This is a genomic window from Persicirhabdus sediminis (genome assembly GCF_016595495.1).
In the GTDB taxonomy this organism is placed as follows: Bacteria; Verrucomicrobiota; Verrucomicrobiia; order Verrucomicrobiales; family Akkermansiaceae; genus Persicirhabdus; species Persicirhabdus sediminis.
Window position 1 is genome coordinate 328,067 of record NZ_JAENIM010000041.1, and the last position, 22,341, is coordinate 350,407.

The 22,341-nt window shown below is 46.2% G+C and carries 14 protein-coding genes; 7 read left to right on the top strand and 7 right to left on the bottom strand.

Annotated elements, in window-relative coordinates:
• The first annotated feature begins 8 nt into the window (after positions 1–8).
• Positions 9–677 (top strand): response regulator transcription factor, encoded by a 669-nt coding sequence (locus JIN82_RS12085; RefSeq protein ID WP_234041974.1) that lies wholly within the window; start codon positions 9–11, stop codon positions 675–677.
• A 96-nt stretch (positions 678–773) separates the two neighbouring features.
• On the opposite strand, the gene JIN82_RS12090 is transcribed toward JIN82_RS12085, so the two are convergent.
• The 3 genes from JIN82_RS12090 to JIN82_RS12100 form a co-directional block, all read right to left on the bottom strand.
• Complete coding sequence (locus JIN82_RS12090; RefSeq protein ID WP_200311904.1) at positions 774–1,055, bottom strand: hypothetical protein; 282 nt, start codon at positions 1,053–1,055, stop codon at positions 774–776.
• Positions 1,056–1,268: 213 nt separating this feature from the next.
• Entirely contained in the window at positions 1,269–1,778 is a 510-nt protein-coding gene (locus JIN82_RS12095) for a DUF3592 domain-containing protein (protein WP_200311905.1), read from the bottom strand.
• A 720-nt stretch (positions 1,779–2,498) separates the two neighbouring features.
• Positions 2,499–7,268: a right-handed parallel beta-helix repeat-containing protein gene (locus JIN82_RS12100; protein ID WP_200311906.1), complete on the bottom strand. Its 4,770-nt coding sequence runs from the start codon at positions 7,266–7,268 to the stop codon at positions 2,499–2,501.
• Between the two features lie 682 nt (positions 7,269–7,950).
• On the opposite strand from JIN82_RS12100, the gene JIN82_RS12105 reads away from it, so the two are divergent.
• Positions 7,951–8,649: a PEP-CTERM sorting domain-containing protein gene (locus tag JIN82_RS12105; RefSeq protein WP_200311907.1), complete on the top strand. Its 699-nt coding sequence runs from the start codon at positions 7,951–7,953 to the stop codon at positions 8,647–8,649.
• Between the two features lie 389 nt (positions 8,650–9,038).
• Entirely contained in the window at positions 9,039–9,443 is a 405-nt protein-coding gene (locus JIN82_RS12110) for a hypothetical protein (protein ID WP_200311908.1), read from the top strand.
• 129 nt (positions 9,444–9,572) lie between these two features.
• On the opposite strand, the gene JIN82_RS12115 is transcribed toward JIN82_RS12110, so the two are convergent.
• The 4 genes from JIN82_RS12115 to JIN82_RS12130 all read right to left on the bottom strand — a co-directional run bounded on the left by JIN82_RS12115 (position 9,573) and on the right by JIN82_RS12130 (position 16,845).
• Positions 9,573–11,024 (bottom strand): hypothetical protein, encoded by a 1,452-nt coding sequence (locus JIN82_RS12115; protein ID WP_200311909.1) that lies wholly within the window; start codon positions 11,022–11,024, stop codon positions 9,573–9,575.
• Between the two features lie 342 nt (positions 11,025–11,366).
• A complete protein-coding gene (cysS, locus tag JIN82_RS12120; RefSeq protein WP_200311910.1) occupies positions 11,367–12,761 on the bottom strand; it encodes a cysteine--tRNA ligase in 1,395 nt (464 codons plus the stop codon).
• Between the two features lie 169 nt (positions 12,762–12,930).
• The gene (locus JIN82_RS12125) at positions 12,931–15,402 is read right to left on the bottom strand and encodes an alpha-N-acetylglucosaminidase (RefSeq protein ID WP_200311911.1); all 2,472 of its coding nucleotides are present in this window, start codon (positions 15,400–15,402) and stop codon (positions 12,931–12,933) included.
• A gap of 147 nt (positions 15,403–15,549) precedes the next feature.
• A complete protein-coding gene (locus JIN82_RS12130; RefSeq protein WP_200311912.1) occupies positions 15,550–16,845 on the bottom strand; it encodes a mechanosensitive ion channel family protein in 1,296 nt (431 codons plus the stop codon).
• An 80-nt stretch (positions 16,846–16,925) separates the two neighbouring features.
• Here JIN82_RS12130 and JIN82_RS12135 point away from each other — a divergent pair, with 80 nt between their 5' ends.
• The 4 genes from JIN82_RS12135 (at position 16,926) to JIN82_RS12150 (ending at position 22,245) form a co-directional block, all read left to right on the top strand.
• Positions 16,926–17,660 (top strand): hypothetical protein, encoded by a 735-nt coding sequence (locus JIN82_RS12135; RefSeq protein WP_200311913.1) that lies wholly within the window; start codon positions 16,926–16,928, stop codon positions 17,658–17,660.
• A gap of 94 nt (positions 17,661–17,754) precedes the next feature.
• Positions 17,755–19,884 (top strand): RecQ family ATP-dependent DNA helicase, encoded by a 2,130-nt coding sequence (locus JIN82_RS12140; RefSeq protein ID WP_200311949.1) that lies wholly within the window; start codon positions 17,755–17,757, stop codon positions 19,882–19,884.
• Positions 19,885–19,951: 67 nt separating this feature from the next.
• The gene (trpD, locus tag JIN82_RS12145; RefSeq protein ID WP_234041975.1) at positions 19,952–21,025 is read left to right on the top strand and encodes an anthranilate phosphoribosyltransferase; all 1,074 of its coding nucleotides are present in this window, start codon (positions 19,952–19,954) and stop codon (positions 21,023–21,025) included.
• A gap of 104 nt (positions 21,026–21,129) precedes the next feature.
• Positions 21,130–22,245 (top strand): LOG family protein, encoded by a 1,116-nt coding sequence (locus JIN82_RS12150; RefSeq protein ID WP_200311914.1) that lies wholly within the window; start codon positions 21,130–21,132, stop codon positions 22,243–22,245.
• The last annotated feature ends 96 nt before the right edge of the window (positions 22,246–22,341 follow it).

The following is a 22,341-nucleotide window of genomic DNA, read 5'->3' on the forward strand; positions in this document are numbered from 1 at the left end:
AAATATTGATGATGAGAATATTGTTAGCCGAAGATGACCCTGTGACGCGTGAGAATGTCAGTGAAATCATGAGCAGTGAAGGCTATGAGGTCTTAGCTGCTGAGAATGGCGCAGAGGCTGTTGAACTCTGGAATAGTAACGCGGTGGACTTGGTCTTGTTGGACATCATGATGCCCAACAAATCTGGCTACGACGTGTGTCGCCACATCCGTAAAACGGATCCGGCAGTGTCCGTGATGTTTGTGTCTGCAAAAACCGAGGAGCTTGATGTGGTGTTGGGTCTTGAACTAGGGGCTGATGATTTTCTCCGCAAGCCATTTGGCAAACATGAGCTGTTGGCTAGGGTGCGCGCATTGTTACGTCGTGGCTCGTCAGAATCAGAATCGCTGAAGTTCCATTTCGCGGGCTGGACGGTCTGGGTGAAAGAACTGCGAGCTAGGCGAGGTGAGGTTGAAATCGATTTAACCCCTAGGGAGGTTAGAATTTTGGATTTGCTACTAAAGCGTGCCGGCGAGGTAATCAGTCGTGATGAACTACTTAATCAATGCTGGGGGATGGATTATTTTCCTGAATCAAGAACGCTTGACCAGCACATTTCCAACTTACGTAAAAAGGTCGGCATCGAAACGATTGAGACGGTAAGAGGTGCTGGTTATCGTATTTTAGGCTCTCGGTAGCTAGGCGGTATTTGTATAAAAACAAAGGAGGCTCAGAGGAGATTGCTCTGTGCTTCTTTAATTTTTAAGCACGAGCTGTCCAGCTGTCCTGTTAGCTCACTGGTAGTTCCAGCCGCAATTCGAGCACTTCGACTGTTCAGCCTTCATCACGGTGCCACAGGATAGGCAATCAGTATCAGCTCCTGAGCCATCACCCTCGTTGAGGAACCATTCGATTCGCCCACAGGCCAGACATTGATAGGTGTCAGCTGAGCGATTCAGCCAGTCGACGCCCATGAAGCTCGCCATCGCGGTATTCAGTTGGGCGGAGCTTTTCGTGAATTCTAAACTCTGACAGTGAGGGCAGGTAAGTTGTTTTCCCGCGATGGTAAAATTCATAAAGTGATAATCTAACTAACAATCTAGGCATGCAAGCGCATTTATGAGTATAAAATGACTGACTTTTATTTTCTATTTGTGTTGTCAGTACTAGCTAGAGCTTCTTCAGCAAATCACATTTCAACTACTATAGCTTACTAGATTTCGCAAAATTGTTATTAGTTTTAGCTATGAGCTGATAAGTAAACCTTACGCCTGTTAGTTGTGCGCTGTTTAGCGACGGCTATATGTTGTGATGCGGAGTGGACCTATACGCATGAGGGTTTGTTTCTTTGTGAGGTTCGATAAGATAGAGCCTATATTCGTGTACCACAGGAGGAGAATAAATAGAGAGCCAACACCAGAAAATACTAGGCCGAAGCACAGTACGGACCAAGTAGACTGTTGAACACCTGGCTCTAAGATCGCGTCATCGGCGTTGTCTGGATCGTAGTACACTGCCACAGTCATACCGTATGGGTAGCGGCTGAGATTTTTACGTGCATCAGTTAGATCACTGCCGCTCACACTTACGAAGCTCACCGCATCACAAGATCTACGCACGCCATCAACACTATACTCATAGACAATATTGGCGCTGTACATCGTAGTCTTCTGACCAGTTTCACTATCATAACTGTCATCTCGACTCAGTTCGGATGTGATGATAGTTCCTTGCGTACTTGGCCAAGATTCACTATCTTTAGCTTTCAGCAATGTCCATAGTCCGAGAATCATAATCATAATTCCCGTTACTAAAAATACAGAACAGAAGGCTATAGAATATTTTTTTGCGCTCATTTGGTGAATTAAATATTATGTCTAGCTGTAAATGTTAGTTTTTTCTGTTTGATTAGACTTAACTCATCTGCTGTGATTTTAGTCGGGCCAAGCAATCATAGTTAGGGGTGATGTAACTGAGATGCTCTTTACATATTATGATCTATCACTATTTATGGATTGACATGTAGTTGTTATGTTAGGATGGCTACCATGCCCTAAAGTGAGAGAAGTGCGGCGGCTGACTAAGATAATTAGTCTGTGAATTTGTGTAACCAGTCAACGAAATAGATGTCAAATGTAGCAGTGGTCACTAGCTGCACTTTCACATGTTAAATGATGATATGCGCTTTATTGTTTATAGTTAAGTAAGTGACTCGAAGAGATAGTTTTTCTAACATTTGAGGTAGATAGCAGCTAGCTGATAGCTATACCCTAGTCTGAATAGATTCATATCAGCTTGAACTGCAAGCGAAACGCCCTAACGCTTGCAGCATCAAGAGCAATACAATGATACTCCTAGTCTGGCGCAGAGGTCCACCAGAACAAAGCCTGATAGATTGAGCCTAGGATGGCAATAAATGTAGCTAACCAAAGGCTGAGCTGAAACACAAATTTCAGCCAGCACTGACGGCCCCAGTATCAAGTTACTAGAAGAAAACCAAGGATCCCATTAACATTTGGTTATTCAGCAGGCGACAGTGTGGAGCGTCGATAGAAGCATCTCCCATTAGAAGAGGTGTCTTCTAGCAAGATAACTTTTACCGCCTTTTGATTTCCAATATTTTCGGAGCTCACTACGTCATAATCCACCCCCTCAACCATCTCCGTCCAAGTCTGCAAATCTGTTGATTTCTGCAGAATCGTTTGTGCATCAGTCGCCAAATCACCATCAAGCACATGGTATTCTATTTCATTTGAATCAATTTTAAGCGCTTGAGCATAAGTTGAGTAGATTGCGACTGGGTCAATACCGAGAAGGTAATCAGCATAATTAGACTGGCCATTACCATTATCATCTTCGTCGGCTATCAGATTTGGATATACGAGTGAGAAACTCGACTTAACGCCCCCCTCATAGGCGCCTATATCAATCACGCTATCAAAACGATTATTCCCGATCAGATCTACATTCGTATCGTTCAAGCTATGCCCAGCAACATTGTCACCTTGATCTATAGCCGGAGATCCAGCTAACAGCCTGTAGTCACCCCACAAACTTGGCTCTGTTGGGTACTCAATAGATCTCACAAACATCGGATTAGCGGCGACCGAATCTAATAACTCTAAATAACCTAAAGAGTAGCCATAGCCCGAACTGTTCGTATACACACAATTAGTTAGAATGCTTTCATAGTCCTCGGTCCCATCAATGTGGAAGTCATAGGGGCCATAGTAATTGGCAAAATTATGAGCCAAGATACTGTTAGCTACGCTCATGTTATTGAATAATTTGTATATGGCTCCTCCAAAATAACCACAGCTATTACCCGCCAGAGTACAATTTACCAAATTAGCTTTTTCTCCTCTCTCAATAAATAGTGCTCCGCCATATTCTAGCGAGTGGTTTCCTGACAATAAACAATTAACCAAAGTAAGCCTAGAGTATGATGAGGAAATTGCCCCTCCAGTATATGCAGAATTCCCCTGAAATGAAGAATTGGTGAATACTAGGTTTGCCTTATTAGATAAAACAGCGCCACCAAACTTCTCTATTCGGTTTACTCCATTAGCATGCCCTGATTGTAAATGGACCCCATCGACAATGACATCTTCGGATAAGTCTAGTCCCTGCATGATATGATAGGTATTTTCCTCTCGACCTGTAGTCCCAACATCGTCGTCCAAGAGGTCACCTGATAGAATTGATGAGTAAGTAGATAGATCTCGTGCAGAAAAAGAGCCATCTCCACCTCCAGTAGGAAAACCTCCATATATCGATATCCCTGATACTAACTTATAGCTTGCGGAGCGAGCATCAACCTGTCTCGTTCTGACACTAGGCCGGTAGGTGCCCTCAGCTAGCCAGATTTCGTCTCCTGAACGCGCCAGATCAATCGCATATTGTAGATATGGGGTGGCCGACGCCCATGAATCATACGGGTACCCAGTTGAGGTAGCATTTACATCCACATAGATAATACGAGTTTGATAAAATGGTACGGAGAGCTCAATTGGATTCAGTCCAGCATCGATAGGCGTTCCAGCTATGTCTATAATGTCAGCGTCATCTGAGATCGATATAGACATCTTGCCAATACCTGAGATTCCGCTAATCACGGCTTCGTATAGGGCTCCTTCGCCAGATATTGCCACTGATTGATAACTCAATTCAGCTCCAGTTTTGATAGACAGGTCATGAGCTGAATCAAACTGACTAATTTCATCCTCAAAGGTGAACTGGACGGTCAACTCATCGGCATTTGCGATACTGCCTTCAGCCAACTCAATGGAGCGAATTGTAGGGCCTATATATTCATGTGCTCCTAGGTCTAATGTACCAGGGTTATTGACTACATGAGTTGCATCATATTCTCTACCGGCTATTTGGAGTTCTGGCGCATGAGCGTAGTCTGTATATGAAGTCATCAACGCGCGGTCAATGGCTGCGGAGTCGCTAGCTAACTTAAGGTTGCCTGCAAGTGAAGGCACTGAATCTAGTTCGATGGCAGCGATAAAACCTGGATCGGTGTCCAGATTTCCCCCCTTGTCTTCACCTAAGCTTAGATTCCAGGAAGTCGATCCGCCAGAGTAAGCAACAATAGAATCGGAAAACGAAGTTGTAGAATTAACATTCAGGCAGCATAATGTTGGATGAGTATCAATAATTTCGCTTTCATTATTCCAAAGAACCGAATTTAAAATCTCACAATCTGAACTGTTATTATCGATCATTGACCTTCTAACACTATTGCCGGAGAAGGTACAATTAACCACCTTGCTGGAAGCTTCTGAATGGAGAATGAAACTAGATGAATAATCATTTCCAGAAAACTCACAATTAATCATCTCTGCAGAACTATCATAGATTAAGATCGCCCCCAAGGAGCTCGTTCCACGGTTTCCTCTGAAGTTCGAGTTATATATTTGGCAAGTACCACCACTCGCATATACCAGTGCCATGTTTCCACTTTCCGTGTAAGAAACATCTTGATAGGGGATAACTGACTTCGCTGCATTCGACAAAAAATCACACCTATCTATCATTAAATCGGAATCCACAGATCTTATTACAGAGCTAATTCCCTTTAAGCCATAGTTTTCAGCCATTATACAATTACTGATTTTTAACTCCGATCCGATGACATGGATAATAGGACTACCAATTGCGTCTTTAAATTGAATTCCATCTAACTGCGTAGACGATGTATTGCCGAAACTTGTTAATAAGGTGCTTATATTATCGTCAACATGAGCCAACGCCTCCTCATTATTCTGTGGGTAATAATTAACTCCAATAACATCATTTTGTTCAAGATCACCCGAGATAACGGATGGATAAAGAACTGGATCACGAAGCGCTGCATCATCTGAAGCATTTTTCGGATAACCACCAAAAATCTTCACCCCTGATTTCATCTCAAATGGTTTTGCATCATATCCACCTGCTTCATCAAAAGCGATAGGTAAGTAAATACCCTCAGCAACATGAATTTCATCTCCAGCCCGCGCTATCTCTATAGCCTGATGTAAAGACTGAGTTGCTGTCTGCCAGCTAGAATAGGGCGCTTCAGGATCGTGAGCATGTGCACTCACCTTAATCACCTTAGGTACAAAAATGTCAGACGTGAAAATTGGCTCAGCAAGCAGGTGCTCCATTGATCTTCCCCATGAATCAACTATATCTAATGGAGTCGCAAATTTCAGAACAATTGATCCATCTATATCTCCCGGACTCACTGCAAAAGAAATTCTATAGCGACCATTCTCTTCATCTAAAGTTATGGGGCTAACAATGGAACCGTCATTAAGCTCTAGCGAAAGGTCAGACTCACTATCAAAGCCCTGTATTTCATCAGAAAACGTAAGCTCCAGAACATAACTTTGCAAATCATCTGATAGAACTCTAGTCAGCGAATTGATTTCAGTTAATCTCACCGGAGTATTTTGATACTCATAAGCGCCTCGGTCTAGGTAATCGATATTACTTCCAGAGTCATCTACACCTGTATTACTGACCTCCAACACGTCAGAAAGACGTAAATCACCACGCACATCATTCGGCTGGTTCGAATTTGTTATAAACTCAGAATAGTCTGCAGAATCGACCGCCGGAGACTGCTGCTGCAAACTCAAATTTGAATGCAGAAAACGATGTGTACTATCTGTGATTGGAGCCACAAACATGGGATCAACATCCACATTTCCCCCAATATCAATGCCAAGCGTAGATTCCCATGCGCCACTACCTCCGGAATTTTCTACAATGCAATTCCTGTATGAGGCAGATGAAGAAGTCGCACCGTATTCAAGGAATTCAATAGAACCATTTGACCAAAATATGCTATTTGAGAAAATCACGTCTCCACTTGTATCAAGCTCCAGTACCGGACGATCTGGAGACTTATAGCCATTACCGCTTACAGTGACGTTTGTAGCAGTTAGATTAGCTTCGCCGGCTAGCAAAATCGCACTACTATTTCCTGCTAACACACTGTTTACCATTGTGGCTGCTGTGTCATAAGCGCGGAATGCCCGGCCATCATTATCGGAGCATATTGTTGATGAGATAGAAACTTCTCCACCTGTGCAATAGATAGAGGCGCCGTTATTTTCACTGAAATTATTGCTAATATTACTATTTTCGATCTGCAAGATAGAATCAACAGCATAAATAGCTGAACCATAAATGGCACCGTTCCCCTCAAGAGTACAATTATGCAGACTCAAGTTAGATCCGCTGACGTAAACAGGTCCCGCACTTGGGCTTATCAGATAATACAATGGGTTAGCTGGGTTATAATCCGCGTAGGAATTACTAAAAAAGATACCATCTAACACACTTGGTGATTGCCCATCAATGAAAGCTATCAGAGAATACGTATTCTCTTCTTTTCCAGTATAGTCAGTATCATTTTGAGCTAAATCTCCAGAAATTAAAGTTTTGTACAACTTTGGAGAGCGAGCATCAGCGGTTCCATCACCACCACCTTGTGGAAAACCACCCAAAATGGTAATTCCCTCAGGCAGCATAAAAACAACCGATCTAGGGTCAGGATAATGATTATCGCGAGGTAGTTCACTCGGCAAATAGATCCCCTCAGCGACCCAAATTTCATCTCCAGCAGAACTATCATCTAATGCGTCCTGAAGATCTTTATAGGCTTCCTGCCAGCTCGTACCATCAACTCCAGCAGCCACTGAAGCGTCAACATAGATCGTCTTAGCCTGGCTAGCGCCTAAAGCTACAAATAAGAAGGAAATAATAATGTAAGGCAGATAGCTAGGTTTCATATTTAAACGTTGATTTCTGGCAGAGACAACCCAGTACAGATGTTTAACTTTTCTGGCAAGTTAGAAATTAACTAGTTTCCTAAGCAGATCATTGATTTCGTTACCATTGCTTATGCATGATAGATAGTTTTAACGCTACACGACAAAGAGTGCGCTTTGTCATAGCCCAAGCTATGTCGCGAATGACTCAGGATATTAGTTGAGCTGAGTCAGCTGAAATTTTTCTAGCTGGATTTCTCTAGTCCTATCTGGTCGGCGATTTTCTCGCTAACTACTCTGTTCCTGACGATCTGCATCGCATTGCAATATCTGGCTGACGATGGATCAGCTAGTGATGATGTTACCGCGGTCGACTGGCTTTCTTACCGCCTAAGATGTCACTGATTTTATGATTTTGACCAATTTTCAGCTAAGATAAGTCAATGAAGTTAAGTCAATGGGGGCTTATTTTTATCATAAATTTTGCACGAGCTAATACGCTGAAAGTCAGATGTCTAGGGGGGGGATTGATACGAGGCTAACGATTGTGTTTGTTGAATTGAAAATACGTTTAACTGTTATGTTTGTGATGATGTGTATTACATATTTAACCTGAGGTTAAGTTTATGTGCCACAATCCTAGTGTGACAGACACTTAGAGAGTTATGGGCATAGGACTTACCATAATGAAAAACCCAATAATATGAGAATTAGACAAACTATTCTATGCTCTGCATTCATTTGCACTGCCCCGCTATTGCAGGCCGCTACAGTTACATTTGATAGTGATTTATTTTTGGCTCAGTTAGCTGCCGACGACAGAGCCGATTTCGCCAGCTATTCGTTCACACAAACTACAGCAGACGCCACCTTCGAGCTCACCGCCACCGCTCTAGATTCAGTGGAAAGCAACGCCTATGTCGGCAGGATGAATGGCGGTGCGCTATCTGTCTCGACAGAATTAGGGCTAAACGATGGACGCATTCGAGTGAACCAAGGATTCCTGATAGAGATCGCCATCACAGATGGCGCAGAAAATATCGAATCCATCAGCTTCGCGTCAGCTGGATTGTTATGGACCTCTAGCTCGTCCGACGTCAGAGCCTATAGCTTTACGGATCACAACGCTGAAAGTTCAGGGACCTTAACGGGGCCCTATACGGGAAACCTAGTCACTGCTGCGATGCTCACCTCTGTCAATGCTAGTATTGACTTAACATCCACCACATCTGATTTAGCTAGCTGGAGTCTAACCATTGATAACGAGAACACTAGTGTGTCTGCGCTGGATTCGGTGAATTTCGAATACACGTTAGCTGCACCCATCCCAGAACCCTCTACTGCAGGCCTCGCTGCTCTAGCGTTGATTGGTGGGGTATCACTGAGAAGAAGGAAAATGTAACTGTCTAACTTTCATTGTTACTAGCAAAGGCTGCCCAAAGGGCAGCTTTTATTAGCTCCCCAATACTTCCTCAATACGAATAGGCAAAGAAACTGATGTGGCCAAGATGTTGAGAGAAATCACAGCCGGGAGGGCGTTAATGATCTCTGATGTTAAACCTGCCTGATCATATCGGCTGGCTCAAATTCCTACTGGCTGCTTGCTGATAGACCACTTTCATTTGCTGTGGTCTGAATGGAACCGATCATATTATCATATATGGTCCAGCTGGCAATGCCTTCACCTTGAATTGCGCTCATGGCTAGGATGTGTCAGATAGATGTTTTGGTTGGCGGATTTGGCATGCTAGCTGCTTGATCCTTAGTTGAATCAAACCCAATTGATTAAACATGAAAATCCACTTTGATAAAGTTGTATCGTTTCCTAACCACAGTCTGTCTCACAAGCGCATTAAGCTGCTTTTATCGGTCTTGCCGAGTGAACTGAAGGCGCAATTTAACGAAATTCATGTAGGCAACCAGCTGGCGGAAAAGAGCAAATTTGATAGACCTGCCGTGCTCATGCCAGCTGCGCGCAAGCTGAAGGTGCTAGACCGTGGGGTGAATGAATTCCAGCTGGTTGAAGAGATTTTAGTTGAACTTGTGCAGGCGGCTGCCGAGTTAGATGGTGAACAACATCATGTGCTCAAGGCGCATGCCGACCACCACCTAGACCTCAAGCAGGTCAAACAAATCCATTCCATCATCGAGCCCTATCTGCAGGCCTATGCGCTCAAGCGCATTAGCGCAGCTTGATGATTAGATCATTTCTCTGTAAACTCATGGTACAAAAAAAGCCCGACGAGTGAATCGTCGGGCTTTTCTGTGATTTTGCTTAGTTGATTTGTTAGCTGGCAGCTAGCTATAGGCACAGTCGTAGACCGTTTAGTCGCTACCGCTGCGCCAATAGATCACTTGGGCTTCGACTCCAAATTGTTCCGTTTGGTAGCTCGCCCAGAGGTCAATTTTTGAGAGTTGTGAGAATGCTTGTTTGTAGCTGATTTGAGGTCCATTTTCGGTGAGTTGATAGAGCCAATTATCATCAGCTGGCATCGAGGGCGCTGGCACATTAGCATCCATTATTGAAAACTTCGTTAGTTCGTTAGGATAAGCTCCATTTCGTATTCTGTATAGCTCTAGCGAAATGACAGTTCTTAGTAGTTTGTTCTGGTTCTTGATGTTGATGAGCTGGTAAATGCGATGTTTACATAGATCGCAGCTTACAAAGTAGGGCTTATCTTCCTCGTCACATGGCTGGAGCAAATGCTGGTTGTTAGCCAAATCCAGCAATGGTTCATCATTTTCTATGGCATGGATAATTTTTTCTAACTTACCAACTTTGATAATTTTATCTATTGGTTGGTCATCGCTTTTTTTGAAGTAGTCCATCCAGCTGCGATGCTGGTAGAACTTGTCAATGCGCGTAGCTAGCAGCATTTGCTCTCTCCTGAGTGCTCCGGTGACGCCTACGTGAATTTCATGATCAGTAAAAACTTGAGAACTGAGAGTATCTAATGACTCAGCTGATAGCGGTACTAGATTACTAGCATTGAGACGATGCCAAAATAAATCTAGCCGGCTGTCCTGACAGTTTCTAGCTAGGAGCAGCGCTACTCGGGAACTATCCTCAATGAGGATTTTGTTTAATTGGTGAAGACGGTGCATGGCATTGAGAAAACCAGCTTCGTTATCAACCTCTAGAGCTAGCAGGCCAGTGAGTTTGAAATAGAGGATGATTGAGTTGATGCCATATATTTTACCACGGGAGTACTTCGTTCCAGCGCTGGCTAAGTGGTCAGTGGTCTCTCCATTGATAAGATTTCCTGCTGCTAGGTCTTTAATGAAATTATCTCTAGATTGATATTCAGCTCGCAAGCTTTGCTCAGTTGGCGGGAGCTGATCTAATTTTTTGCTAATCGCAGCTATAGCCTCAGCTGAAGATGAATTCATTGCCGCTGGTCGATAACTCTTGAACGGCAAAATCGCTCCCTGTACTGCATGTTGGTAGCTAGGAAATTGAACTTTAATGAGGCTCGATGATCCTGAAGCCATGTAGACTTCGAGGCTTTGGCTACTACATTTTTTGTAATTCCAGCTAGTAATTTTTCTAGGCCATGAGCCTGTGTTGATAAGCTGAGGTGTCGGTTTTCTATCAATATAACTCGCAGTAGGAATCTTTTTTTTGATTTCTAACCATTGATTGCGCGTTTGCCTGATTTCATATTGGTGGTAGCCGACGTAGCTTAATAATGCGACTAAAGAAGAAAAGTAGGCAGCTAAGACTAACTTGAATACAAAACGAATTGGTGGCTGCGAAGCTGTATGTTTAACTGTCATTATGCTTGTTTAATCAGTTTTAGCTGTGATCTAACTTTTATAGATTGATGGGGACTGCCCAGTTGTTCAATGAGTAATTTCATTGAGCTCAGCGAGTTCGTTTGGATATATGATGAGATAAATGGCTAGCAGGGATTGTTTTACATGGCTCATGGCCTATTTGGGGTTAGGTGTTGTGCGGGGCAGCTAGCTCTGCATGTCATGGCTTATTGATAGAACTTATCTGAATGGAATTATCTTAGATCGCGAATTTTTCTATAAACTCATGGTACAAAAAAAGCCCGACGAGTGAATCGTCGGGCTTTTCTTTGATTTTTTTTAGTTAGCTTGTTAGCTGGATGTTTATTTCTGCTCTAGCTCGTAGCCGTCTGGTGCATCTTTGATGATCCAGCCGAGGGCGGCGAGTTCGTCGCGCAGGCGGTCGGCGTCGCCCCAGTTTTTGTTTACTTTGGCTTGGTAGCGTTGCTCGGCGAGCTCGCGGATGTCAGCTGGCACGTCGGCGGCAGCTTCTTCCTCGATCTCTGGTAGAGCGAGGCCGAGTGCGTTGATGAGTTTGTTAAAGGCAGCTAGCTGGCTGGCAGCTTGTTGACCGTCTAACTTCTGCGCTTGCTTGAGGCCAGTGAAGATGTGACCGAGAGCGGCAGGGGTGTTGAGGTCTTTATTGAGTGCGTCCCATGCTGGCTGGAATAGGGCGAAGTCGTTAGTTTCTTCTGGCTGGTTAGATCCAGCTGATTCAGCGAGTGCAGCGGCTCCTTTAGCGAGTTTTTGCAATGCCTCGCGCGCGGCGTGCAGTGAGTCGAGGGTGAAGTTGAGCTGCTTGCGGTAGTGTCCGGAGATGAGCACGTAGCGTACTTCTGCGGCGCTGTAGCCTTTTTCTTCGAGGTCAGTTAGGGTGTACAGGTTGCCGAGTGATTTAGACATTTTTCCACCATCTACCATGAGGTGGGTGATGTGGAACCAATGAGCGGCGAAGTCACCACCGCATGAGCATTTGCTTTGGGCGATTTCGTTTTCGTGGTGAGGGAAGACGAGGTCGACGCCACCTGAGTGGAGGTCAAAATTTTCGCCGAGGTATTCTTTGATCATGGCTGAGCACTCGAGGTGCCAGCCTGGGCGTCCTTGTCCCCATGGTGATTCCCAGTAGTTGTCGCCGTCTTCGTCTTTGCGGGCTTTCCACAGGACAAAATCCGCCACGCTGTCTTTTTCGTATTCGTCGGAGTCGGCGCGTTGGTTTTGTGTTTTGCCGAGCTCGAGCTCACGGGTATCGAGGTGGCTGAGTTTGCCGTACTCAGGGTATGAGGCGACACGGAAATAGACAGACCCATCATCGGATGCGTAGGCGTGGCCTTTTTCTATCAGCTGCTCAATCATGGCCACTTGATGGGGGATGTGCTCAACGGCGCTAGGCTCGATGTGCGGTGTTTGGCAGTTGAGCGCGGTGCAGTCGGCGTGGAATTTTTCCAGCCAGAAATCGGTGAATTCTTTGAGTGATTTGCCAGCGGCGATGGAGTCGCGGATGGTTTTGTCGTCGACGTCGGTGATGTTGCGCACGTGCAGAGTTTTCATGCCACCGGCTTCGAGAGTGCGGCGGAAAACGTCGTGCAGCACGAATGTGCGGAAGTTGCCGATGTGTGCTGGGCCATAGACGGTAGGGCCGCAGCAGTAAAATCGATAGCTTTCACCATCGAGTGGTTGAAGTTCGCGAACTTGGCGGGATTGCGTATCGAATAAATTCATGCAGCAGGTGTGTCAGGGCGGCTGAAAAATGCAAGCATGGAGTGGCGCAGATGCTGCGACTGGCGTTCAAGTTTGGCGGACGGAGGAAAAACAAAAGACAGCTGGAAATGAGTCCAGCTGTCTTTAGCATTACCTGCTCACGATGGAGCTGAGGTGTGATAGATGATGACTACTTCTTTCTGTTCTTTCTGTTTTTTGGGTCGTTGTCAAATTTCTGACCGAAGACTTTTCTGTATTTTTCTGTCTTACTACGGTAGCTTGGGTCGGTGTATACTTTTTCGATAACTGGCCAGTACTTAGCTAACATGGCAGCTGATGCCTCGGCTCCGTTGTCGAATCGACCATCATATTTGTAGTCTTCGGTATTGGTACGGGTGATCCAGTTTACTTCCCACTCAGTCAAATCAGCCAAGAACGAAGTCGCGCGTAGCGCTTGTCTGCCTTGGGAAATCTCGATATTGGTGTCGTAGTAAACTTCGTCGGTTTTGAGTGTTTCTGCTAGGTAGTTATGCAGTTTTTCCCAACGACCATGGTAGTAGGTGCCAAGAAGTCCCTGCCACTCACGCCATGCGTAATCCCATGCACGTTCCATTTCTAATGGCCCCCAGCGAGTGAGCAGCATACGGGCATTTTCCTCAAATTTGTCAGACTCAGCTTGGTTGGTGCCCCAGCTGCGAGCGTCAGTGATCCAGTCTTCCAGTCGATGATCTGGCATGGTGTCAGAAACGGCATCCATGTCTTTGATACACTGAAGGAATTGCGCTGAGGCTTTGTTGAATGCATCGATGTCACGCGCGTCGTATGCTTCTCTAACTTGAATGTGGAGTTCGATCATTAGGTTAGAAAGCACCTGACGGCACATGTCGGCGACATCAATTTGATAGGCATCGACGCCCTTAAATGTATCGACTGGCTCAAGCAGTTTTTTCCAACCCTGAGCGAATAGATAGGGATCGTAAAGAACCTGGATCATGCACTGAGGAGTGGTCTTACGCACATCCAAGGCTGGACGAGCAGCGGCTAGGGAATCACGCTCTAGGCCAACTGAGGTGGATGAATAAATGGTGTCGATAAAGATTTTCCAAGCGTCCAGAGTGGCTGCATTTTCTTTGCCGTAGCGGGCGGTGATAGATTTTTCTAGCCATTTGGAAACTGGCACAGGCTCAGTTTTCCACATCATGTCGAAGTAGTAGTTATAGTAGACTGGGTTGTGCTGTGATCCTTCGTTGAAGAACCCCATACCAGCTGAGCCAGCCTCACCTTTGATGACTCGTTCATGTTTGCCTTCTAACTTTTCGATGGAACCGTGCAGTGATGTGCGGCCACCAAAGCTATGCAGCACACCTGTAACTACTTCCCATGGTTTGTCTGTCTGGTAGTTTCCTCTTAGGTCGAGAAGAACAAATTTTTCAGCTGGGACATCTTCTAGCAGGTCAGTTTTTAGCCCCCATGATTGTTTGGCCCAGATGGCATTGGGCACAACGCTTTCAATAAGTTTGTAGATGGCTACACCAGTAGCATTCATATAAGCTGACCCCTTAACAGGAGGTGCGCCTTCGTGGAATGGATCTGCGCCGTAGTATTTACCTTCGCCAAATAGACGGGTCATTTCTTGCATGAAATCGGTACCCATTTCGACGAACAAGGGGTCTAGCGGGTCGAGTTCACTGGTGAAGCTTTTGCGTCCGCCCCACTCTGGTTTGTCGTGAATGTTAGCATCTGGGCGTTTTTGCTTGAGTGCCTTTGGAACGTGGCCAGAGAATCCCTGCATGATTGGCTCCATGCCTAAGGAGCGCTGGAATGTAATGATTTTTTGTCCGAGCTCAACGTGTGTCTCGAGCCATGGTTTAGAAATCGGGCCACCGAGGCCTTCGATATTTTGCATCCACTGCCAAGCGAGGTGTGATGGGCCAGAGATGAATGCGCGAGCTTCAGCGTCGGTGAAATCATATTTGAGTAATACATTGTACCAAGCTGTTTCGATACCAGTAATGCTGAGAGGCATGTTGATGCCTTTGAGTGCTTGTAGATCTAACTCCTGCTGCCAGCGGTCCCAATTCCACCATGGCATGGTATATGAAAAAGTGCAGTAGTTGTACATGGCGCGATGTTTGGCCGCAGTTACTTGTCTAACTTTTTCAGGTGGTAGCTTGAGTGTGGCAGGAATATTGACATTACTTCCTAACCAAGAAACGTCGCTGTTACAGTAATCTTGTAGGTAGCGGTTGAAGCCAGCGGTGATTGATAGACCTTTGTTACCTCTGATGACGAGCACACCATTGTTATTATCCAGCTCGAAAACATCGAGGTCTCCAGCTGCTGGGATGATCTCAACTTGATATTTTCCCTTCATCGCAGGGGCGACGCGATCGATGACCGCCTGAGCTGCTGCCATTTGCCCTTTGGCTGAGGCATCAACATCTTGATACGCTTGGCCAATTGCTTTGGCGGCGGCCTCTGCCTGCGCATGTGTGATTGTAGATACGCCAGCTGATAGAAGCAAGCCGACGGTAACTACCTTAGCGGCTACTTTAGTAAGGTAGCCAGCTAAGAAATTGCCCCCAGCTGTGGGGGCCATGCTCGAGCTAGTAGGTGTGAGACTTCTATCTGAAGAAGTATCATACAAGGAATTTAAAGACATAATCTCTAATACTAAGCAGAAAGATATCTTTTTTCGATTGATAGTCAGATAGATACGAGGGTTAACTCTTTCGATTATTATTTAACTTAGCTGGTTTTGTTTGGCTGATTTTTTCGCGTCATATTCGCCAGCCTGTTAGTTGTTCACTTACTCGATTTCACGGTTAGCAAAAGCCATCATCGAGTAATCACTAGGGCTTTGGAAAATCCTCAACTTGAAGAGGTGGGCGGAGGAGATGAGGTGGTCGAAGATATCACTCTGGATACCCTCGTATTCTACCCAGCGGTTGTCGTTAGTGAAAATGTAGATTTCAATGGGCAGACCTTTGTCGCTGGGTTGTAGCTGGCGGATGAGAATCGTTTCGTCGTTGCTGATTTTGGGATGATTTCTAACGTAGGCCTGAATGTAGGCGCGGAAGGTGCCAATATTAGTAAGGGCACGAGCATTGAGCGTATTGTCAGCCGTTGCTTTATCCTCGTTCCATTTGGCGATGTCAGCTTCTTTTGCTTCGATGTATTCTTTGAGCAGGGTGATTTTTTTCATCTCAGCGGTTTGCTCCGCATTGAGGAAATGCACGCTATTCATGTCGAGGTTGATAGAGCGCTTGATGCGACGCACGCCGCTCTGGCTCATGCCTCGCCAGTTTTTAAAACTATCAGAGATGAGTGCGTAGGTAGGCACGGTGGTGATCGTTTTGTCAAAGTTGCGCACTTTTACAGTCGTTAGGGCTACCTCTAGCACATCACCATCAGCGCCGTATTTGGGCATTTCTATCCAGTCACCTTTAGCGACCATGCGGTTGCCTGCTAGCTGGACACCAGCGACGAGCCCGAGGATGGAGTCTTTGAAAATCAACATCAAGACTGCGGTCATGGCCCCCAGACCACTGAAGATGATGACGGGTGATTCGTTCAGACTAACGGAGACCATGAAGATAATACCGCTGATGAAGAGCAAGATCTTGATCACCTGGATGAATCCCTTGATAGGTAGTTCGCGGGATATCTTATACCTTTGATAGATACGCTCAATAATGTTGAGTATTGAGTTAGAACTGAGCAAGCCAAGGGCTATAATTACTAGCAGGGCTAAGTTCTGGATGATTTTACCAAACTCGACTCCTATGTTGTCGTCTCTGAGAGCGAATGGTGCGAGGTGCCAGACGATGAGGGTAGGCACTAACATAGACAGCCACAGCATCAATTTGCTATTCAGCATCTCATCGTCCCAAGTATTTTTGGTATGGTGTACTATCTTTGTAGTCACGCGAATGACGACGCGCTGGGTGATCAGATAGGCTAGCAGGGCAACAAGAATAACGCCTGCAAAGACGACAGCGTCGACAATGAATAGCTCACTTTGTTTGGCCGCTTCGGCTACGCCATTTGCTGAGATGGATTTAGAATTATAGATCCATTCATAAATCTTATCATGTAGTGTCATGACATTGAATTGCCATAGCTGAGTGTCCGCGGCAAGGTGATTGATGTTGAACTTGCTGCTCATTATGTTTTTTTACCTTCATGTTTACGCGTTTTGTGATGGTGGCTACTTTGGCTCTATGTGCATTGGCTCTGTCATGTATCGAAGCTGACGAGTCCATCGTCATCTCAGCTAACGGTAGTGGTGAAATCGTCTGCCATTACGAAGTGCCAGCTCAGGTGTTAGCTGCTGAACAAGTGGCTGAAATTGAATCTGCGCTAGCGGCATCTGGCGGTGACAGTGAAATCGTCCAGCTAGCTGGATTCTCCAGCGAAGTCGTGGACGGAATGCGTTCTATCAAGTTCAAGCTGGTGTGTGATGATTTACAGAAGCTCAATGGCTGGAATGCTGCAGGGGAGGCGCAAAGCTCGTCTAGCGAGCTGAGCGAGAGCGAGTTTCTGGTGCGCTCATTAGTAGGGGAGATTCAAGTTGAACGTGAGGGCTTAGATTTAATTTATCATCGAGAGGTAGACCTGTGGCCATGGCTCGAGCAAACTGCTGGAGCCCAGGCGTGGCTGCTATCTGGCGCCCAGCTGAAATTTAGCATGCAGTTGCCTATGGCTGTTAGTGAGAGTGACGCGCACCATCTCTCAGCTGACGGGCGACATTTGCAGTGGGTTTTTACGCTTGGCCAATACCAAAACAAGCCGATGCAGATGTCATTGCGTGCACCCATCGTTGAAAAACGCAACCTCTTGTTAGCTACTTCAGCTGGTGTGGTGGTTTTATTGATGCTTAGCGTGTTAGTGAAAAAATGGCGAAGACGTTCAGCCTAATCGCTCGATTATGTCTACCATTCAGAATTTGGCTAAATCAGCCATTCGTGGCTTCGGGCTTGCAAGTGTGGGCATTGACTTATTTGATAAGCCCATGAGCAGTACTGAGCACCGCGAGCCTTTGCAGGTTTTGAAGCATTATTTTGGCTTCGAGGGATTTGTGGGCACTCAGGACGAGGTGGTTAAGCAGATTTTGCAACGCAAAGATGGACTTGTGGTGATGCCGACTGGTGGCGGTAAATCATTGTGCTACCAACTGCCTGCACTTTGTCTGGATGGTGTAGCCCTAGTGGTGTCGCCATTGATTGCGCTGATGAAAGATCAGGTTGACGCACTGGTGGCGCGAGGAATTCCAGCCACCATGATCAACTCCACGCTCAGCTGGGCCGAGCAAAAAGAGAGGCTCAATAAGATGAGCGCTGGCGACTACAAGCTCGTTTATGTCGCTCCAGAGCGTTTCCGCGCTGAGTCATTTATGTCCGCACTTGAGCGGGTGAATATTTCATTGTTAGCTGTTGATGAGGCTCACTGTCTCAGCCAGTGGGGGCACGATTTTCGCCCCGACTACATGCGGCTGGGTAATGTTTTGGAATCGCTGGGTCGACCACAGTGTATCGCGCTAACAGCGACGGCTACCAAAGTAGTGCGCGATGATATTCTTAAGGTGTTAGCATTGCGCGATCCATTTGAAATGATCAGTGGGTTTTCTCGACCTAACTTGTCCCTGAATATCAACTCGGTAGATAAGGTGTCGCAGAAGTTTACCCGGCTGCGCAAGGTGATCAAAGAGCACAAAACGGGCATCGTTTATTGTGCCACTCGCAAGCGAGTTGAAGAAGTTTCAGAAATGCTAACTGACTGGGGGATGTCATGCATTGCCTACCACGGCGGTATGAGCGACCAAGAACGTGAGACCACCCAGAATGTATTTATTAACAAAAAGGCAGATGTCGCCGTAGCGACTAACGCCTTTGGCATGGGCATTGATAGATCGGACGTGCGCTTTGTCGTTCACTTTGAAATCCCCGGTAGTGTGGAGGCCTACTATCAGGAAGCTGGGCGTGCAGGCCGAGACGGTGAGGCATCCTACTGTGAGTTGTTATTTAACTATGCCGATACGCGCACGCAGGAGTTTTTCATCGAAGGAGTTAATCCCAGCTACAAAACCATCTGTGACGTCTATCAGTACATGTTAAACCACGCTGATAAAGACTACCAGCTAGTGGAAACATTAGATCAAATCAAAGAAGGGGCGGGGGTGAAAAATGGTATCGCCGTGGGTTCAGCTCTCGGTGTGCTCATTCGCCACCGCTATGTAGAACGCTACGATGTGCCTGGCCAGCGCGCCAAAGGAACGCGCTTGCTGCAACCGCAAGTGCTCACCAGCCAGCTGGCGATTGATAAAAATGCTCTCGAGGAGAAATCTCGCCGCGATCGTGAGAAACTCGATGCGATGGTTAGGCTTTGTTATTCTCACAACTGCCGCCAGCAATGGATTCTCGATTATTTTGGTGATCCAAGTGGCGAACGCTGCGGCGACTGTGATCAATGTCGCGGTGAATCGTCTGGCGATCTGCGAGCTCCGGTAGGTGAAGAAGTTACTATCGTTAGGAAAGCACTCAGCGGTGTAGCGCGAATGAGCCGCCGTACTAATGAGGGCTGGGAAGGTAGATTTGGTCGTGGTCGTATTGTGCAGATGCTAATGGGAAGTAGATCTCAGGATATTTTGCGACTGAAGTTAGATACACTAACGACTTATGGAATTTTGCAATCATTAGGCACTGCTTACGTTAATGGCCTATTTCGAAGCCTGCATGATGGCGGGCTGATTTATACGCAGAAAGGTGAATACCCATTGATCGCGCTGACGCCCTTAGGCGATAAAGTGATGCGTGGTGAGGCGGATTTCCAGCTGTGCTGGCCAGATGAAAAAGGTCTCGCTGAGAAAAATTCTAGCTCGAGCGCTGGTGTTCAGCTGGAGGAGTTAGGTTTTGATCCCGTTCTATTTGATAAACTCAAGATGCTGCGCAACGCGCTGGCTAAGAGCCAAGGAGTGAAAGCCTATGAGGTGTTCAGTAATAAAACCTTAGAACAGTTCACAAGGTTGCGACCTAAGACGATTGCTCAGGGGGAGCAGGTGCGTGGTGTTGGCGGATTTAAAGCTGAGCGGTACTTGCAGCACTTTGTGCAAGCGATTGCCGACTACGAGCGCGAGTACCTATAGCTGATTTTGGCGTCAATTTTCTGCCTCAATAGATGATTAAAACTGGCATTTATCCCACTATAGGGGCATGATGTTCTTCGTTATGGACGCCATTATCCAGCACCTAGAGGCCAAGCAAGATCTGAGTGAACGAGAAGTTTATGTAGCTGCAGAGATGCTGCTAGATGATTCTATTTCTGATGAAAAGAAAGCGCACTTTCTGCAAGCTCTTTCCGAAAAGGGTGAGACATCTAGCGAAATTACCTATTTTGTGCAGGCATTCCTAGAGCGTGCCGTTGACCCGAAGGTGAACGAATTGCAACTTGATGGCCCGACAATTGATATTGTTGGAACTGGTGGTGATAAGTTAGATTTATTCAATGTTTCTACCACTAGCATGTTTGTAATTGCTGCAGGCGGTGCGGTGGTATTGAAACATGGCAACCGCGGCGTGACCTCAAAGAGCGGCACGGCTGATGTGTTGGAAACTTTGGGCATTCAGCTAGGTTCCAGCCCTGAAGTATTTCGCCGCTGTGTCCAGGAAGCTGGTGTAGGATTTTTATTTGCGCCAGCATGCCATCCAGCCTTCAAGGCGGTGGTGGGTGTTCGCAAGTTGTTAGCTGAGAAAGGTGTACGCACGATATTTAACCTGATAGGGCCATTGCTCAATCCAGCTCGGCCGAGCTGTCAACTTGTAGGCGTGGCAGCATCTGAGTACGCACCTATTTTTGCAGAAATCCTCCAACGGCTGGGGCGCGAAAGTGCATGGGTCGTTTGTGGATCCACAGAAGATGGACGCGCAGTGGATGAAATGAGCACTATGGGCAAGACCATCATTTGCAAGTCTGGAGTATACGAAGAGATCCTCGATGAGGAGGTGAAACCACAGGATTTTGGTTTCAACTTGGCTGCTGTGGATGAACTCAAAGGCGGCACCCCTGAGGAAAATGCACAGATTTTAGAGGATGTGTTAGCTGGTAAAGATACCGGACCAAAGCGTGACATCGTATTGCTTAATGCGGGAGCTGGATTAGCTTGTGCTGGTCTAGCAGATAACCTTGGCGATGGCATTAAACTCGCCGGTGAGTTGATAGATTCAGGCCAAGCAATAGCAAAATTGCGCAAGCTTCAGGCGATCTCTAGCGAGCTGGCTGGAGAATAATCAAACTGTGGTTTAATCATTGCCGTTTGATTTCAGCTGAGCCATCAGCCAGATTAATGAGTGATGGCTTGTTTGTGATTGCCATCATTAGACAAAGAAAAATTATGAGCCCACACGTAAAACCAAGTAAAGTACCTAACGAAAGAGACTTCGCCGGTGGCATGATATCATCGATTTCATGTTCCTTTGTTGGATCCACGGGAGAAATGCAGCTGGACGAAGAAATCAAAGAGATGGCTGCTGGAATCTCTGGTGTGTCTGATCTTTGCCTGTTGCAGGAAATGATGATCTCTTCGGTTCGTACGGCGCGTGGCGCAGTGACAGAGGGAGATTTCAAAACCATGAACCGCGCTCTCAAAGAGATGCGCTACGCCAATGAGGTTTTCTATCCATTCCGTAGTACCCGCAAGGTTGGAGTTTTTGGTTCTGCTAGAACGCAGCCACACGAGCCAGAGTATCAGGCTGCAGTAGATTTTTCACGCAAGATGCGCGATGCTAACTTTATGACCATCACTGGAGCTGGCCCCGGCATCATGGCGGCGGGCAATGAAGGTGCTGGACGAGAAGATTCTTTTGGTCTGAATATCAGCCTGCCATTTGAGGCGACTGCCAATTCCTATATTGCAGGTGACGAGAAATTGATAGACTTCAATTATTTCTTCACGCGTAAGTTATCTTTTGTCAAAGAGAGCGACGCGGTAGCTGCTTTCCCTGGTGGATTTGGTACTATGGATGAGATCTTTGAGACGCTCACGCTGATGCAGACGGGGAAAGTGCGGATCTATCCACTAGTGTTGGTAGATGCACCAGGAGGCACCTATTGGAAGTTCTGGTTACAGTTTGTGCAGGAGCATTTGCATCGCTTGAATCTCATTTCTGATAGCGACTTTTCTTTGTTCAAGGTAACGGACAATGTCGATGAAGCTGTTGAGGAAATCACTAACTTCTATCGTAACTTCCATTCATACCGCTACGTTGGTGACCATTTGGTGATTCGTCTTCTCAAGCCGCTAACTAAGGCAGCGATCAACAAGCTGCAGAAGGATTTCAAAGATGTGATCAAAAGTGGCAAAATCAAATTGAGCGAAGCTTTGCCTGAAGAAGCTAACGAACCACGTCTAGCTGAACTGCCAAGGCTGGTATTCAGACACGGACATCGCGATTTTGGACGTCTCAGAGAGATGATCAATGCGATCAACGCTGCAGAGGTTGGTAGTTAGCCTCGTGCATCCAACTGGCTGATAGGTCGGTTGGGGAATTCTAATTTTCATAACCAGATCTAGCTAGCATAGCTGGATCTGGTTATTTTTTGTAGC